General features: G+C 64.4%; 12 protein-coding genes. 6 read left to right on the forward strand and 6 right to left on the reverse strand.

Features of this window, described 5'->3' with window-relative positions; translation table 11 throughout:
* Positions 1-197: 197 nt before the first annotated feature.
* Positions 198-1,814 (reverse strand): hypothetical protein, encoded by a 1,617-nt coding sequence (locus O0881_RS28275; RefSeq protein WP_289913989.1) that lies wholly within the window; start codon positions 1,812-1,814, stop codon positions 198-200.
* Between the two features lie 41 nt (positions 1,815-1,855).
* A complete protein-coding gene (locus O0881_RS28280) occupies positions 1,856-2,770 on the reverse strand; it encodes a DMT family transporter (protein ID WP_289913990.1) in 915 nt (304 codons plus the stop codon).
* Positions 2,771-2,872: 102 nt separating this feature from the next.
* On the opposite strand from O0881_RS28280, the gene O0881_RS28285 reads away from it, so the two are divergent.
* From O0881_RS28285 to O0881_RS28295, 3 genes are all read left to right on the forward strand, one after another.
* Positions 2,873-3,661, forward strand: coding sequence for a helix-turn-helix transcriptional regulator (locus tag O0881_RS28285; RefSeq protein ID WP_289913992.1), 789 nt, complete (start codon positions 2,873-2,875; stop codon positions 3,659-3,661).
* Positions 3,662-3,777: 116 nt separating this feature from the next.
* On the forward strand, positions 3,778-4,377 hold the full coding sequence (locus O0881_RS28290) for a MarC family protein (RefSeq protein ID WP_077398149.1): 600 nt from the start codon (positions 3,778-3,780) through the stop codon (positions 4,375-4,377).
* A gap of 31 nt (positions 4,378-4,408) precedes the next feature.
* Positions 4,409-4,954: a DinB family protein gene (locus tag O0881_RS28295; RefSeq protein WP_289913994.1), complete on the forward strand. Its 546-nt coding sequence runs from the start codon at positions 4,409-4,411 to the stop codon at positions 4,952-4,954.
* On the opposite strand, the gene O0881_RS28300 is transcribed toward O0881_RS28295, so the two are convergent.
* Together O0881_RS28300 and O0881_RS28305 are read right to left on the reverse strand one after the other, a co-directional pair.
* The gene (locus O0881_RS28300; protein ID WP_289913995.1) at positions 4,919-6,109 is read right to left on the reverse strand and encodes an MFS transporter; all 1,191 of its coding nucleotides are present in this window, start codon (positions 6,107-6,109) and stop codon (positions 4,919-4,921) included. The two genes, O0881_RS28295 and O0881_RS28300, sit on opposite strands and share 36 nt — an antisense overlap.
* A gap of 8 nt (positions 6,110-6,117) precedes the next feature.
* A complete protein-coding gene (locus O0881_RS28305; protein ID WP_289913997.1) occupies positions 6,118-7,299 on the reverse strand; it encodes a serine hydrolase domain-containing protein in 1,182 nt (393 codons plus the stop codon).
* A gap of 124 nt (positions 7,300-7,423) precedes the next feature.
* On the opposite strand from O0881_RS28305, the gene O0881_RS28310 reads away from it, so the two are divergent.
* From O0881_RS28310 to O0881_RS28320, 3 genes are all read left to right on the forward strand, one after another.
* A complete protein-coding gene (locus O0881_RS28310; protein ID WP_289913998.1) occupies positions 7,424-8,314 on the forward strand; it encodes a LysR family transcriptional regulator in 891 nt (296 codons plus the stop codon).
* A 207-nt stretch (positions 8,315-8,521) separates the two neighbouring features.
* Positions 8,522-10,234, forward strand: a complete 1,713-nt coding sequence (locus O0881_RS28315) for a methyl-accepting chemotaxis protein (RefSeq protein ID WP_289914000.1) — start codon at positions 8,522-8,524, stop codon at positions 10,232-10,234.
* Positions 10,235-10,408: 174 nt separating this feature from the next.
* A complete protein-coding gene (locus O0881_RS28320; RefSeq protein WP_289914002.1) occupies positions 10,409-13,747 on the forward strand; it encodes an AAA domain-containing protein in 3,339 nt (1,112 codons plus the stop codon).
* A 96-nt stretch (positions 13,748-13,843) separates the two neighbouring features.
* On the opposite strand, the gene O0881_RS28325 is transcribed toward O0881_RS28320, so the two are convergent.
* Positions 13,844-15,253, reverse strand: coding sequence for a heavy metal sensor histidine kinase (locus O0881_RS28325; protein WP_289914004.1), 1,410 nt, complete (start codon positions 15,251-15,253; stop codon positions 13,844-13,846).
* Positions 15,250-15,960, reverse strand: a complete 711-nt coding sequence (locus tag O0881_RS28330) for a heavy metal response regulator transcription factor (RefSeq protein ID WP_289914006.1) — start codon at positions 15,958-15,960, stop codon at positions 15,250-15,252. The genes O0881_RS28325 and O0881_RS28330 overlap by 4 nt, the downstream gene beginning before the upstream one ends.
* Positions 15,961-15,989: the final 29 nt, after the last annotated feature.

Genomic DNA, 15,989 nt, shown 5'->3' on the forward strand with positions numbered 1-15,989 from the left:
TGCAATACAGGGCAACGAGGTTGAGGTTTCCCGTACTTTTAATTTCCTGACTGCAAGATACAGGGAAAGATTACCAGTAGCAACATCCAGCATGGATTTTCACGATTTGTAACAAGTGGATGATGTTTTTTGCGCAGAACTGGCATTCCGCTGTCGTGCGCGGTCGCGGCGGAATGCCATTTATGCTAGTCAGCAAGTTAATACATGGTTTCTTCGATCAGCTGGCCATCGTCGCGGAAATACTGGAAGCGACCCGTTTTCCTGCCCATGTCGTAGGCGCCGATCTGCTTCGGTTTTCCGTTCTGGAAATTCTCGATATTGACGCCATGCAACACGCCCTGGTGCCAGTTGCGGTGAAATTGCGGCAATTCGCCATCGGGATAAAACAGGGTTTCCGCGCCATCGCGCTCGCCGTCTGCAAAACTACCCTGGTAACGCCGCTTGCCATCCGGATAAAAACTTTCCATCGATCCCTCCAGCTTGCCCAGGCAGTAATGTTCGACCAGTTCCAGCTGGCCATCGGCCCCATATTGTTCCAGCTTGCCTTCCGGTTTGCCATCGAGCATGGTCAGCACTTGCCAGCCGCCGTCCGGCGTCGCCTTCTTCCACGGCCCCTGCTTGACGTCGTCGACATAACGGCCGCCACCGCCAGGTTCCACCCACTGGCCCTGCTTCTTGCCGTTCACATAGTTGCCCTGCCATTGCACCACACCATCGATGCGGCGCTCGCTGGGGCCATCCAGGCGATCTTTCACGAAATGGTCGTAACCGGTGAAGCTGTGCATGTCCGCTTCGCGCCATTCGGCCACGCCAGGGCTCACTTCCCAACGGCCCGTGCGCTGGCCCTTGAGCATCTGTCCCGTCGTCGTTTCATCGCCGCTTTCATACGTCCATGGTCCTTCCGCTTTGTCGTCGACAAAGGCGCCAGACGAGCGGATGGTGTTCGCCTCTTCGTAGTGCCATACGCCGGTACGCTTGCCATGCGCATACTGGCCGCGGGCAAACACGCTGCCCACGCAGCAATTCACGTCATATTCGATAAACAAGCCATCCTGGCTGGCGGCAAAATGCTGCGGCTGCGTTTCCCAGGTGATCCACTTGGCGTGATAACTGGGCGCGCGCCCCCCTTGCCAGCCCTTGCCCAGCAGATAGGTGACCGTGAGGAAATGACCATCCTTCTCCTGGAAAGTTTTTTTATAGGCAAATGCGGGCTTATCGGCCGGCTTGCCTGGCAATAACTCGCCATCGATATTGAAATAGCCGACCAGGGTGCCATGGCCATGCTCGATGGCGTCGAATTCGGCCACGCCCGTGGGCGCGTAATCGATGCTGTAGTCGATCAGCTGCAAACGGCCCAGCGCGGCGCGCACCCGCGCTTCATCCATGACCTTGGCGCCGCGCACGAGGGCGTCCAGGGTGGGCTGCAAGGTCACCACCTTGAACATCTTGCCGCCGCTGGATTCGTAGCGGTAAGCATGCAAACCATACGCCGTGCCACTGCCAGCGCTGCGGCTAAGCACGAACGTCGTTTCGCCTTCGCTGTCGAGGTCGACCTGGAACACGGCCGCGATGCTGGCCTTGCCATACTTGTCCAGGTTCATGCGCTTGTCGCTGATGCCCTTGCACTGGCAATAGTAGCCGTTGACTTCGCCGTTTTCCCGCAGGAAAGCCAGCACCACGCCGCCATCGCGGCGCTCGACAACCTTGGCGGTGGCCATGGGGACGCCTTCATAGAAACGCGCCGCCTGCGCCGGCGCCGCATTTCCCAGCGCCAGCAGCGCCGCCATCGTGCTCATCCAAAATGTTTGCCGCATGTCAACTCCACTGCCGAAAAACCGCCATTATGCATGGCCATTCAGGCAAGACCGGACACGCGAGGACGCTGGCGCCACAGGGGCCGCTGCACCGTCTGCGCCAGCAGCACGCCCAGCAGCGAAATCCCGCCGCCGACCAGGTGGTACATATGCATGCTTTCGTGCAACCAGACGATGGCCAGCAAGGCCGTCAGCAAAGGCAGCAGGTTGACGTAAATGCTGCAGCGGTTCGGCCCCAGCAGTTTTACGCCTTCGATCCACAGGTAGGACAGTACGATGGACGAACCGATGCCCGCATAGCCGATCAGCGGCAAGGTGGTGGCGTCCAGCCTGGCGCTGCCGGGCGGCAACAGCAGGAACAGCGGCAGCATGCAGGCCAGCGCCGCTAGGGCCTGGCAATAAATGGCTTGCCAGGCGGGAATCGATAAACGCCAGCGGCGCAGCAGCACGCCGTACAAAGCAAAGACCAAGCAAGCCAGCAGCATCAGTGCATCGCCCGCATGCACGCCCTGCTGCAGCAAGGCCAGCACGTCGCCGCGCCCCACCAGGTACAGCAAGCCGCCAAACGACAGCACGCCGCCGGCCGCCATGCCCAGCGTCAGGCGTTCGCCCAGCAGCAGCACGCTGAGCAGGGCCGTCATCAGCGGCGCCAACGCCGTGACAATGGCCATATTCGTCGCCGTCGTCGATTCGGCGGCGCGGTAGGACAGGCTCTGAAACAGGGCCATCGACATCACGCCACACAGGGCCAGCTGCCGCCACTGGCGGCGCAGGGCGGCGCGGTTGCGCCACAGGGGACGGGCGATAAACGGCGTCATCACCAGCAAGACCAGCACCAGGCGGTAAAAAGTGATGGCCGTGGGGGCGATGCTGGACGCGGCCAGCTTCGAGACGACGACGTTGCCGGCCCACAGCAGCATGGCCAGGAACGGGTACAGATAGGCGCGCACGGGCATGTGTTACTCCGGGAATAGTTGCGGGGGAACCATCATGCCGCAGGCGCGCGGCGCCTTCTCGCGCTAAGATGTCCACACCTATCGCAAAACTGACCCTCTTTCATGGATTGTTCCTCCGCCGCCTTTCAGGAATTGCTGCCCGTCACGGCGCGCGCCATGGCGCTGGCCGTCGACTATGCGCATGGCCACGTGATTTCCGTGCACCGCCACACGCATGCGCAATTGCTGTACGCCATCGAAGGGGTGATGACCATCGAAGCGCAGGGCGGGCGCTGGGTGGTGCCGCCCACGCGCGGCGTGTGGTTGCAACCCGGCATCGCGCACCAGGTGCGCATGAGCGGCGCCGTGAAAATGCGCACCGTCTTCATCGATTGCGCCAGCTCGCCATTACTGCCGCGCCACAGTTGCGTGCTCGACATCAGCCCCCTGCTGCGGCAACTGATCGTGGCGGCCGTCGACATCGCGCCCGATTTCACGGAAGGCAGCCGCGACTGGCATCTGCTGCAATTGCTGCTGCACGAGCTCGACAGCCTGCCCGTGCTGCCCCTGTATCTGCCGCTGCCCATCGATGCGCGCCTGCGCGGCATTTGCGCGCGGCTGATGGAGCAGCCGGGCGAGCAGCAGACGGTGGCACACTGGGCGCAGGAATTGGCGATCACCGAGCGCAGCCTGCACCGCTTGTTCCAGAAACAGACGGGCATGCGCTTTGGCCAGTGGCGCCAGCAGGCGCGCTTGCTGCGGGCGCTGGAACACTTGGCGCATGGCAGCAAGGTCATCGACGTGGCCATGGACAATGGCTACACGAGCCAAAGTGCGTTCACCGCCATGTTCAGGAAGCATTTCGGCACCACGCCCACCGCGTTTTACCAGGCAAAAGTCATCGCTGCGTAAAAAAAATGCTGCTATGCATCAATAATCATGGGCGATAGCCGCCGCTCTTGTTATCATCGCAAGCCTTATCGCACCGCGCCCATCCTGGCAGCAGTGTTGACCTCAATCACACCACCATGACACAGAATTTCTTCCAGACTTTTATCCTGCTCTTGCTCGTCACCGATCCGTTCGGCAACGTTTCCCTGTTCGTCAATGCCCTCAAGCGTGTGCCGGTCGAGCGGCGCTGGAAAGTCGTGGTGCGCGAGTGCATGATCGCCTTCGGCATCTTGCTGCTGTTTATGTTCTTCGGCCGCCATTTCTTGAACGCCTTGCAGTTGTCGGAAGTCGCCCTGCGCATCGGCGGCGGCGTGATCCTGTTCCTGATCGCCATGCGCATGGTGTTTCCGCAGCCCAACGCCGGCAATAGCGACCACGAGATGGGCGGCGAACCGTTCATCGTGCCGCTGGCCATCCCCGCGCTGGCCGGCCCGTCGGCCCTGGCGACCGTCTTGCTGTTTTCCTCGCATGAAATGAACGACGTCATCGCCCACGTGGCGGGCTTGACGGCCGTGGCCGCCGTCTGGCTGGCCGTCTTCCTGTGCGCGGAACGCTTGCAGCGGGCGCTCGGTCCAAGGGTCATGACGGCGTTTGAACGCCTGATGGGCTTGATCCTGACGGCGATGGCCATTGAAATGTTGCTCGCCGGCATACGGGCGTTCCTGAAATCCGTTTAACATAGTCACTCATCCACTGAAGGAGTCCAGCATGAGCCGTTGCGCCCACCTTTGCCTGATGGCCGATTACAACCAGTGGATGAATGCCAAGGTCTACGCGGCGGCGGCCAGCCTGCCGCCCGAAGAGCTGCAACGCGAGCGGGGCGCCTTCTTCGGCTCCCTGCTGGCTACCCTGAACCACGTGATGGTGGGCGACACGCTTTGGCTGCAGCGCTATGCGAAGCATCCGGCCGGCTTCCCCCTGCTCGACCCCATCCGTGCCATCACGCCGCCCGCGTCGCTCACGCACCCGCTGTTCGCGGCCGAGGATTTTGCCGCCATGCATGCGCACCGGCAATGGCTGGACCAGCTCATCGTCGACTGGGCCGCCTCCATCCGCGAAGAGGACCTGGACCACCTGCTCGATTACCGCAACAGCAAGGGGCCGAACCGGCGCGAATTTTTCAGCCTGCTCATGCATTTCTTCAATCACCAGACCCATCACCGGGGCCAGGCCAGCACCCTGCTGTCGCAGGCGGGCGTGGACATCGGCGACACGGATCTACTGTTTCGCATCCCCAACCATATTCAAGACTGACGATGGGCGGTAACGCCACGCCTTGAGCAAGATCAAGCCCAGCGCCAGCGCACCGAACAGCCCGCCGCAAGCCAGCGCCCCCGGCATGCCGTAGCGGGCGATGGCCACGCCGCCCGCCAGTGCGCCCACCGTCACGCCCAGGTTGATGGCGGCGATATACACGCCGATGGCGAACGCGGGCGCCTCGCGCGCTTCGCTGCTGAGCCATACTTGCGTGACGATCAGCCCGCTCGTGTGCGTCGCGCCCCAGAACAGCAGCAAGACGGCCAGCGCCGCCCAGCCGGGACCAGTTCCCGCATGGTGGTACAGCAGCCAGTACGCCAGCCCCAGCAGCAGTGGCTGCAGCACGACCGTGCGCAGCACATGCGTGCCCAGCTGGCGCCCCGCGAACAGATTGCCCGCCACGCCGCCCACGCCAAACACCACCAGCGCCAGCCCCGTCTGGCGCGCCGACAAGCCCGCCACCTGCTGCAGGTAAGCGGCCGCATACGCATACACGGCAAACATGGCGGCAAACACCAGTACGGCGGCGGCAATCGCGAGCCACAGGGCGGGTTTGCGCAGCACGGCCAGCTGGCGGCCATACGCCATCGGCGCTTCGCGCGGCGTGGCCGGCAAGAACAGGAACAGCCCCAGCGCGGCCAGCGCGTTGACGAAGGCGCAGGCAAGAAACGATGCCTCATAGCCATACTGCGCGGCGATCCAGGTGGTGAGCGGAATCCCCAGCACCATGCCCATGCTGGTGCCCGTGAACGCATGCGCGCCGGCCCGCGCCGCCTCGCGTGGCGGATACAGGGCGGCGGCCGCCACCATGGCCAGCGAGAAATACACGGGGTGGAACAGGGCCGGCACGATGCGCAGCGCCAGCAGCAGTTCGAAGCGGGGCGCATAGGCGGACGCCGCGCTGGCCAGCGCGAACACGAGCAGGGAAACGATCAGCACGTTCTTGCGGCGCCAGCGCGTGGCCAGCAGCACGAGGAAGGGGCCGCCCACGGCGATCACCAGGGCGAACAGGCTCACCAGCGAGCCCGCCTGCGCGGCCGTCACGGCATAGCGCTGCATGATCATCGGCAAGATGCCCACCACGCCAAACTCGATGCAATACACGCCGAACAAGCCCAGCGCGAGGAAGACGATGGGGTGCGGGCGCGTCATGGCCGCCGTCATTGCCACTGCTCCACGCCATACACTGCCTGGCACAGCTCCGTCACGAACGGCCCCGCCATGCCCTCCAATGCCGTATTCGTGAACGCCACCACGGACAATTCTTGCGCAGGGTCAACAAACCACGAGTGGCCATACGTGCCGCCCATGCGCCAGCTGCCCGCCGACTCGGGCGTGGCGGCCAGTTGCGGGTCCGTGAGCACGGTAAAACCCAGGCCGAAGCCGCGGCCGGGCCAGAACGGCAAGTCGAAATCCCCCGTCTGGTTTTCGCCCATCTGGCGCCCCAGCGCCGGTGGCAACAGCGGTGCGCCGCCCAGGCGCAAGGTTTCCAGCAGGCACATGAAGTCGGGGGCGGAACCGACCATGCCGGCGCCGCCGGACGGGTAGGCGTGCGCATCGCGGGCACGGGCCGGCGACAAGGTAAACCCAGCCATGCCATCGAGAAACGGCAGATGGTCTTCCCCCGCGTCCAGCAAACGGCGCGGCCGGGATTCTCCCGCTGCGCGGTCCGCATAGGCGACGGCCAGGCGCGCCGGATCCATCGCCAGGAAACCCGTGTCGCGCATGGCCAGCGGCGCCGTCACCAGATATTCCACGGCGCGCGCCAGCGGCAAGCCCGTCACCGCTTCGATCACGGCGCCCAGCACGTCGGTGGCGATCGAATACGCCCAGCGCTCGCCCGGCGCATACGCGAGCGGCACGGTAGCCAGGCGGCGCAGGTTGTCCTCCAAGGAAATACGGGAGGCATCCATGCCGTCCGACACCCCCGCCTGCGCATACGCGCCGCCCGGCGGCTGGAAGAAGCCATAGTCGAGGCCGGCCGTGTGCGTGAGCAAGTGGCGCACGGTCATCGCCGCCACGGCGCCGTCCGGCTGGCGCGGCGCAAAATACGGCAGCCAGCGCGCCACCAGGTCGTCCAGGCCAAGGCGCTGCTGCCCCACCAGCGCCAGCGCGGCCGTCGAGACGATGGGTTTGCTGACGGATGCCAGGCGGAAGACGGCGTCCTCAATCATGGGCGTGCCCGCCTCGCGGTCCAGGCGGCCGGCCGCGCGGCGATACACGTCCTGGCCACGGTGGCGCACGAGCACCACGGCGCCCGCCAGGCGCTGCTGCTGCAAAACAAGGTCCAGCAAGGCATCGATGCGGGCGGACAAGGCCGCGGGAGAGAAGTTGTACATCATGGCTGAGCCTTTCAAATGATCAGGCTGCCAAGGTAAGCCAGGCGCGATCAAAGAAAAACAGGCTATAGTTTCTGTCTGTGCGGACGCTGGCATCCGCAATCAACGGTGATGAAACGGGGACAACATGGATAACCTGGCGGGATTCACGGCTTTCGTGCAGGCGGCCGAAACGCGCAGTTTCGTGGCGGCGGGCAGGGTGCTGGGCATTTCCGCCTCGGCCGTGGGCAAGAGCATCGCGCGGCTGGAACAGCGCCTGGACGTGCGCCTGTTTCACCGCAGCACGCGCAGCATCGCGCTGACGAGCGAAGGCACCGTGTTTCTCGAACGCTGCCGGCGCATCCTGGGCGAGGTCGAGGCGGCCGAGCTGGAGTTGTCGAACAGCAAAAGCGCGCCGCAAGGCCGGCTGCGCGTCAGCCTGCCGCAAGTGGGCAGCCTGCTCAATCCCGTGCTGGCGGCCTTTGCGCGCGCCTATCCGCTGGTGGAACTCGACCTCGATTTCAGCGACCGCCGGGTCGATGTCATCGAGGAAGGCTACGACGCCGTCGTACGCGCGGGCGAAAGCGCCGACAGCCGGTTGATGAGCCGCCAGTTGGGCCAGTTCCAGCTGCAGCTGGTGGCCGCGCCCGCCTATCTGGCGCAGCACGGCATACCGGAGCTGCCCGCCGACCTGGCGCAGCACACTTGTTTGCTGTACAAGTTTCCCAGCAGCGGCAAGGTCGAGGCCTGGCCTTTGGCCGAATGGCCCGCCTTGCAGGCGGCCGGCTTGCCGGCCCTACTGAACTGCAACAATGTCGAAACCCTGCTGCACTTTGCCGAAAGCGGCCTGGGCATCGCCGCCCTGCCCGACTTTGCCGTGCGCGCGGCGCTCGCTAGCGGCCGCTTGCAGCCGGTGCTGGACGCGCACCGCCGGCACGACGGGGCCTTTCGCATCCTGTGGCCCAGCAGCCGCCACCTGACGCCGAAACTACGCGCCTTCATCGACTTCCTGGCCACGCACGTGTTTCCGGAAAGCTGAGTCCGCATCCGGCGCCGCGCTCGTTGTTTCCACACGACAACTTATTTAATTTGCTACCAATTTTTAAACTTTTCGGGGACTTGATACAAGTTTTTGTATTGCAGTGCGGAATTTTGAGGAACAATTACAGGCTGGTCGCCCTTACGTATAAACCCGTAGCCCTGGCCTGTCGACGTTTTCCTTCACTTCCGCAACACGAAAGCAATCATGTCACTCACACAATTCAAAATCGGCACCCGGCTCGGGATCGGGTTTGCTGTCGTCCTCGGCCTGCTGGTGGCCGTCTTGCTCGTCGGCCTGTATTCCATGGGGCAATTAAGCGCGCGCACGCACGACATCGTGGCCGACAAGAACGTCAAGATGGCGGCCGCCAATACCATGAGCGACAACGTGCGCAACATTACCCTGGCGATCACGAGCATTGTGGTGGCGCCGACGGAAGCGCTGGTGCAGGCGGAACTGGCCAAGATCGGCGAAGCGCGCAAGAAATACGGCGCGGCCAAGGAAACCTTGCAAAAGAAGATTTCGACGGACAAGGAAACGGCGCTGATGGCCGAACTGGACGCGGCCCTGAAATCGGGTGCGCCGCTGAACAACAAGGTCATCGAGCTGCGCAATGCGGGCCAGACGGAAGAAGCGATCGCCTTTTTGACGCAGCAGGCGGCACCGAGCCTGAAGATCGTGCTGGGCGCGCTCGACAGCCTGGTCGCCTATGAAGCGCAGCAGGCGGCGCAGGCGGCGACGGACGCCGAAACGCTGAGCACGAGCGCGCGCGCTTCCATGATAGCCCTGGGCAGCGTGGCCGTGCTGCTGGGCGCCTTCGTTGCCTGGATCATCACGCGCTCGATCACCCAGCCCATCAATGCGGCCGTCAGCGTGGCCGAAACCGTGGCCTCGGGCGACCTGTCGTCGCACATCGTCGTCAATTCCAGCGATGAAACGGGCCGCCTGCTGGGCGCCCTGAAAGCCATGAACACGAGCCTGCTGGGCGTGGTGGCGCAAGTGCGCCACGGCACGGAGGCCATCTCCACGGCGTCGAGCGAAATTGCCGCCGGCAACCTCGACCTGTCCTCGCGCACGGAAGAGCAAGCCAGTTCGCTGGAAGAAACGGCGTCGGCCATGGAAGAACTGACCTCGACCGTGAAACAGAACGCGGACAATGCGCGCCAGGCGAACCAGCTGGCGAAAAGCGCGTCGGAAGTGGCCGTGCGCGGCGGCAGCATCGTTTCGCAAGTGGTCGACACCATGGGCACCATCAATGCATCGTCGCGCAAGATCGTCGACATCATCGGCGTCATCGACGGCATCGCCTTCCAGACCAACATCCTGGCCTTGAACGCGGCCGTGGAAGCGGCACGCGCGGGCGAACAGGGCCGTGGCTTCGCCGTCGTGGCAACGGAAGTGCGCAACCTGGCCCACCGTTCGGCCTCGGCCGCCAAGGAAATCAAGGAACTGATCGCCGCGTCCGTCGCCAACGTGGACACGGGTTCGCGCCTCGTCAATGAAGCGGGCCAGACCATGGGCGACATCGTCGACAGCATCGTGCGCGTGACCGACATCATGGGCGAAATCACTTCCGCCACGCACGAGCAGACCATCGGCATCGAGCAAATCAACATGGCCATTGCCCAGATGGATGAAGTGACGCAGCAAAACGCGGCCCTCGTGGAAGAGGCAGCTGCCGCTTCGCAAAGCATGCAGGAACAGGCGGGCGAGCTGGCCCACGTCGTGGGTTTCTTTAAAACCGGCAACCATGTCGCCAGCGCACCCAGGCTGACGCCGGTACGCACCGCAGCGGCACCCGCGGCGGCAAAAATCGCGCCTCCCGCAGCCCGGCCCGCGCCCGCGCGCAAGGCCGTGGCGGCCGCGCCGGCACGCCGCAGCAATGCCGGCGCCGAGAGCGAATGGGAAGAGTTTTAACCAATAGCAACATCCTCACTACGGGAAAGCCAGGCAGGAAGTTGCTGCCTGGCTTTTTTTCGTCCGCAATCATCACTTTTTTTGCGGCAAAGCCCGCGCAATAGACAAAAGTGCAAAACGTGCACCGCGCATACGCTTTACAATCCTCGCTCGCTTTACAAAATATTGGTCATCATGAATCAGGCAGAACAGCAGCGCCTCCTGGCTATCCTGGAGTATTGGCACAAGATCGAATTCTTTATCCCGTTTGACCTGAATCAAATCACGGACGTTGAAGACCCGTCCACCGTGCGCCTCCTGCAGCGCGAACAGCTGGCGCAATTGCCGCCGCAGTTCGCCACGCAATGGCAAGTGCCGTCCGACCGCGAGATCGACGGCTTCAGCCTGTTCCTCGGCGTGTTCGACAAGGCCGAAATCAACAAGGCTTGTCCGCCGGCCAACGGCCCGGAAAACATTGCCGAAACAGAAAAAACAGAACTGCTGGGACGCTCGTGCTTTGCCCGCCTGAACCTCAATGCGCTGGGTGAGCCACAGTTCGATCCCGTGTCCGTGTCGACCTTGCCGTGGGCCCTGGGCCGCGCCCGCACGCCGGACTGGTCCGGCCTGAGCCTGGACGCCTTCAGCGACAGCCAGCTGGCGCTGCAAGACAGCCTGCGCAATTTCGCGGCAAGCCGCGCGCCGCAGCCAGTGACGGACGAGGCGGGCAATGTCTCGTCACCCCTGTCCGGCATGGAAATTGCCGCCCTGGCCGACCTGCTGATGGACTGGGCCGGTTTCCGCCCGTCCGCCGGCCAGCCGCTGGCCGTGCTGGAATTGCGCACGCGCAAGAAACGCGTGACCGCGACGGACGCCGATACGCTGGGGACCAGCCAGAACCGCACCCTGGACTTCGGCGACGCGGTGGAACCCTCGATCGATATCCTCAACAGTTTTTACCTGGACGACCTGGAACAGATCATCCGCGCATTGCGTGGCGGCAAGCTGCCCGCGACGGTCGCCGCCTATTTGACACCGCTGGCGCAGGATGAGCGCATCGACCTGTACAGCCCGGCAGGACGCCAGGCGCTGGCCGCCATGCTCAATCCGGCCAACATGAACCGGGGACACTGGCTGGAAGACGCCAGCTACGCCATGAGCCTGATGCAGCAGTTCGCCATCCATGGCGCGCGCACGGGCTTGCACGAGCGGGGCATCTTTTCCGTCAACGGCCCGCCCGGCACGGGCAAGACGACCTTGTTGCGTGAATTGTTCGCTGACAACATCGTGCGCCGCGCCACCGTGCTGTCTTGCCTGGACCGCGCCGGCGACGCCTTCATCGGCAAGGTAGCCGTCGCCTTCGAAGGCGTGCGCGACCCCATCACGATTGCCCGCTTGCGCCCGGAACTGACGGGCTTTGAAATGGTCGTCGCTTCGTCAAACAATGCGGCCGTGGAAAACATTTCCGGCGATTTACCTAAACCCAAGCAGCTGGGCAAGGAATGGGCGCGCACGCGCTATTTCGAAAGCGTGGCGCGCCGGGTCGTGGCGGACGGCAATGGCGCCAACCGCGCCCTGGGCGAGGCGGAAGCGCCCTGGGGTTTGATGTCCTGTGCGCTGGGCAACAACGCGAACCGCCGCCGCTTCGTCAGCAATTTCTATGACGACGACTGGGACAAGAGCACGGCGCGCAAGACGCCGAACGCGCAGAATATCCGCCAATGGCTGGCCAGCTACCAGGGCGTCAGCTTCGCCCAGGCCGCGCGCGAATTTCGCGAAACGGAACACGTGGTGGAAAAGGCCCTGGCCGAGCACGCCCAATACGCGGCCCTGTGGCAAGCCGTGGGCACGTGCACGGAAGCCGATTTCATCGAGGCCAGCCAGCATGCGCTGATTGCCGCGGAACAAGAAATGGATGCGGCCAACGGCGCCCTGTCCGGCGCGCTGGCGCAGCAGGACACCTTGCTCGCCAGCAAGAAGGATTTGCTGGAAGAGGAACGCCTGGTGGCGCTGACGCAGCCCGGCTTCTTTGCCCGCCTGTTCCGCACGGCCCCGGCGCGTGCCTACAAGGATGCCGTCGTGGCCAACGCCGAAGCGCAACGCCAGGCCGCGCGCGACGTGTCCGCCATCAAGCTGCTGCTGAAAGGCGAACTGGAGCCGCGCTGCGAGCGCGCCCGCAACAGCCTGCACATCGCCCTGCGCACGGCGCAATCGCGCCAGCGCGAATGGGATGACAGCACGGAACTGCTGCGCCGCGCGCGCATGCGTTTCCCCACCATCATCGCGCCGGCGACCCTGGACGAGCTGGACGGCGACGCCCTGCAAATTGGCGGCCTGTGGCATGAACCGGCCCTGGCGCGCCTGCGCTCGCGCCTGTTCGCCAAGGCCCTGGCCCTGCATGAAGCGTGGCTGGCCGAGGTAGCGAAGAAGGGCGGCCCCGGCTTTGGCGGCAACTTGCTGGCCGTTTCCAAATTGCTGAAAAACAAACGCGCCTACGACCAGTCGCACATCGCCATGGTGTGGCACAGCCTGTTCATGGTGGTGCCCGTCGTGTCGACCACGTTTGCCTCGTTCGCGCGCCAGTTCCAGGGCATGGGTCCCGAATCGTTGGGCTGGCTGTTCATCGATGAAGCGGGCCAGGCCGTGCCGCAAGCGGCGCTGGGCAGCCTGTGGCGCGCCAAGCGCGCCATCGTCGTGGGCGACCCGCTGCAGATCGAACCCGTGTTCACGGTGCCGGGCCGCCTCGTGCAAACCTTGTCCGCCCTGTCGCCGCACACGCGCGATGGCAGCTATGCGCCAACGTCCGTGTCCGTGCAGACCCTGGCAGACAAGGCCAACCGCTATGGCGCCGTCGTCGGCGCCGGCAGCGCCCAGCCGCTGTGGATAGGCAGCCCCCTGCGCGTGCACCGCCGCTGCGTGGAACCGATGTTTTCGCTGGCCAACAGCATCGCCTACGAAGACAAGATGGTCTACGGGCTGGCCGAGCGCACGCCGCCGGCCGGCGCCCGGGGCCTGACGCGTGGCCCCAGCTGCTGGATCGACGCCGTCGGCCCCGTCAGCTACAAGCAGGTGGTGCCCGTGCAGCTCGATTTCGTGCTGGAAGTACTGTTGAAGCTGTATCGCCGCGACGGCAAGCTGCCGGACATGTATGTGATCACGCCGTTCAAGGCCGTGCGCAACGAATTGCGTTCGCGCATCGTCGACATGGACTGGGACCGCCGCCTCGGCTATGGCAAGGCGCCGACGGCGCGCGAATTGCGCCAGTGGAGCAGCCAGATGGTGGGCACCGTGCACACCTTCCAGGGCAAGGAACAAAGCGTGGTGATGCTGGTCCTCGGCGCCGACGACAGTACGGCCGGCGCCGCCCAATGGGCGGCGGCTACGCCGAACCTGCTCAACGTGGCCCTGACGCGCGCGCAACACCATGTGTACATCGTCGGCAACCCGCTGCTGTGGGGGCAGTTGCCGCATTTTGCGCCCGCCTGCGCGCAGTTGCCGCATACGGGCATGCATGAGTTTTTGGTGGAAATGGGGTAAACACCTGAGCAAACCTGCTGCGCGTAGCGGTTTGCCGCCTCCGATGCTCACTGCCTCGGGGGCACCGAAACCTCTCTTGCGCTCGCTACAGTTTTATCAGGCGTTCTCAACGGGGAAAACAAGGGTAAACGTCGTGGCGGCCGCGTCGGACGCCACGCTTGCGCTGCCGCCATGCAGCTCCATGATGGCCGTGACGATGGCCAATCCTAAGCCTGTGGAAGCGGCCGAATCGCTGCGGGCCGGGTCGGCGCGGTAAAAGCGCTCGAACAGGTGCGGCAGGTGGCGCGCGGGGATGGCGGGACCGAGGTTGCTCACGCTCAATTCCACACCCTCGTTCGTCGCGTGCGAACGCAGCAGTATCGTGCTGCCGGGCGCCGCGTGGCGGATGGCGTTCGACAGCAAATTGCCCAGCGCGCGGCGCAGCAGTTGCGGCTCGGCCGTCACAGCGCCGCTGCCGTGGCAAGCCAGCGCCAGCTCGCGCTCTTCGGCCAAGCCTTCAAAGAAATCGGCCAGCCTTAAAAACTCGTCCTGCACGGGCAGGACTTGCTTGACGAGCACCATTTCATCCTGCTGCGCCCGTGCCAGGAACAGCATGCTGTCGATCATGCGCGACAGCCGCTCCAGCTCTTCCACATTCGACGACACCAGCTGTTCATACTCGTGCGCACTGCGGGGGCGGGCCAGCATGACCTGGCTTTGCCCCAGCAGATTGGTGACGGGCGTGCGGAATTCATGCGCGAGATCGGCGGAAAACTGCGACAGCCGCGCATAGCCTTCCTGCAGCCGCGCCAGCATGGCGTTCAGCGCCTGGATCAAGGGCAAGAGCTCCGTCGGTGCCCCGCGCGCATCGAGTTGCTGCTCCAGCTTGCCCGGCCGCACAAGAGCCGCATGCGCGGCGATATTGCGCAATGGCCGCAATCCCCGCAACAACATCACGCTGGCCAGCAAGGCCGCCACCAGCGCGCTGACGGCCACCGATACGACGATCTGCCAGCGGTAGGCCGCAAACATGGCCGTGCGGTCGCCATAGACCCGGGCAACGGAAATGTCGGCCATCTGCGCGGGATCGCCGATGCGCGCGCTGGCCGCCACGACCCTGGCCGGATAGCCGTCGCGGCTGGTCCAGCTGACGATGTCGCCGGCCGTCACGGGCACATCGACGGCCACGGGAACAGCATGCGCCACCATCTCGCCGTGCGGATTGACATCGATCAAACGCGTGCCATCGGCGCGCACGATGCGGACCAGGGAATTTTCTTGCCCGCTCATGGTGTCGCGGAAATACTGGGGCCGCTCGCGGATGATATCCAGGGTGCCGGCATTGCCCAGCAGTTGCTGGATTTGCCGCAGTTTTCCCAACAATAAAATATCGTCGCGGCGCTCGATTTCCGCCACAAATGAACGGTACAGATGCATGCCCAGCCCGGCCGACACGAGCGCCACGATCAGCACGAACACGAGCGTGACGCGCAGGGTCAGCGAGCGGCGCAGTTGCGAGAATTTCATGCGCCGGCGCCGTTGTCGGGTACGGTCGGCGCGCGCACTTCGCAGACATAGCCCATGCCCCGCAAGGTGTGGATCAGCTTGGGTTCGAAGGGGTCGTCGAGCTTGCTGCGCAGGCGGCGGATGGCCGCGTCGATGACGTTGGTGTCGCTCTCGAAATTGATGTCCCACACTTGCGAGGCGATGATGGAGCGCGACAGCACTTCGCCCTGGCGCCGCGCCAGCAGATGCAGCAAGCCGAATTCCTTGGCCGTCAGGGTGATGCGCTGGCCTTGCCGGCTGACCTTGCGTTTCATCACATCGATTTCCATGTCGCCGATGCGGATGACGTCGTCTTCACGCGGCGGCCCGCGCCGCAACAGGGTGCGGATGCGCGCCACCAGCTCGGCAAAGGCAAACGGTTTCACCAGGTAATCATCGGCGCCCAGTTCCAGCCCCTTGACCCGGTCCTGCACCTCGTCGCGCGCCGTGAGGAAAATCACGGGCACGTCCGCGCCGCCTTCCTGCAGCCGCAGCGCGCGCAAGACTTGCCAGCCATCCATGATGGGCAGCATGACGTCGAGCACGATCAGATCGGGCGCCTCGCTGCCGGCCATGTGCAGGCCGTCGCGGCCGTTGCGCGCCAGGCTCACCGTAAAGCCGGACTCGGCCAGGCCGCGCAGCAGGTAGTCGCCCGTCTTCGGTTCGTCTTCAATGACCAGGATGCGCATGGCGGCTTTCTAATGGGAATATGAAACCA

The sequence above is a fragment of the Janthinobacterium sp. SUN100 genome, assembly GCF_030397705.1.
Classification (GTDB): domain Bacteria; phylum Pseudomonadota; class Gammaproteobacteria; order Burkholderiales; family Burkholderiaceae_D; genus Janthinobacterium; species Janthinobacterium kumbetense.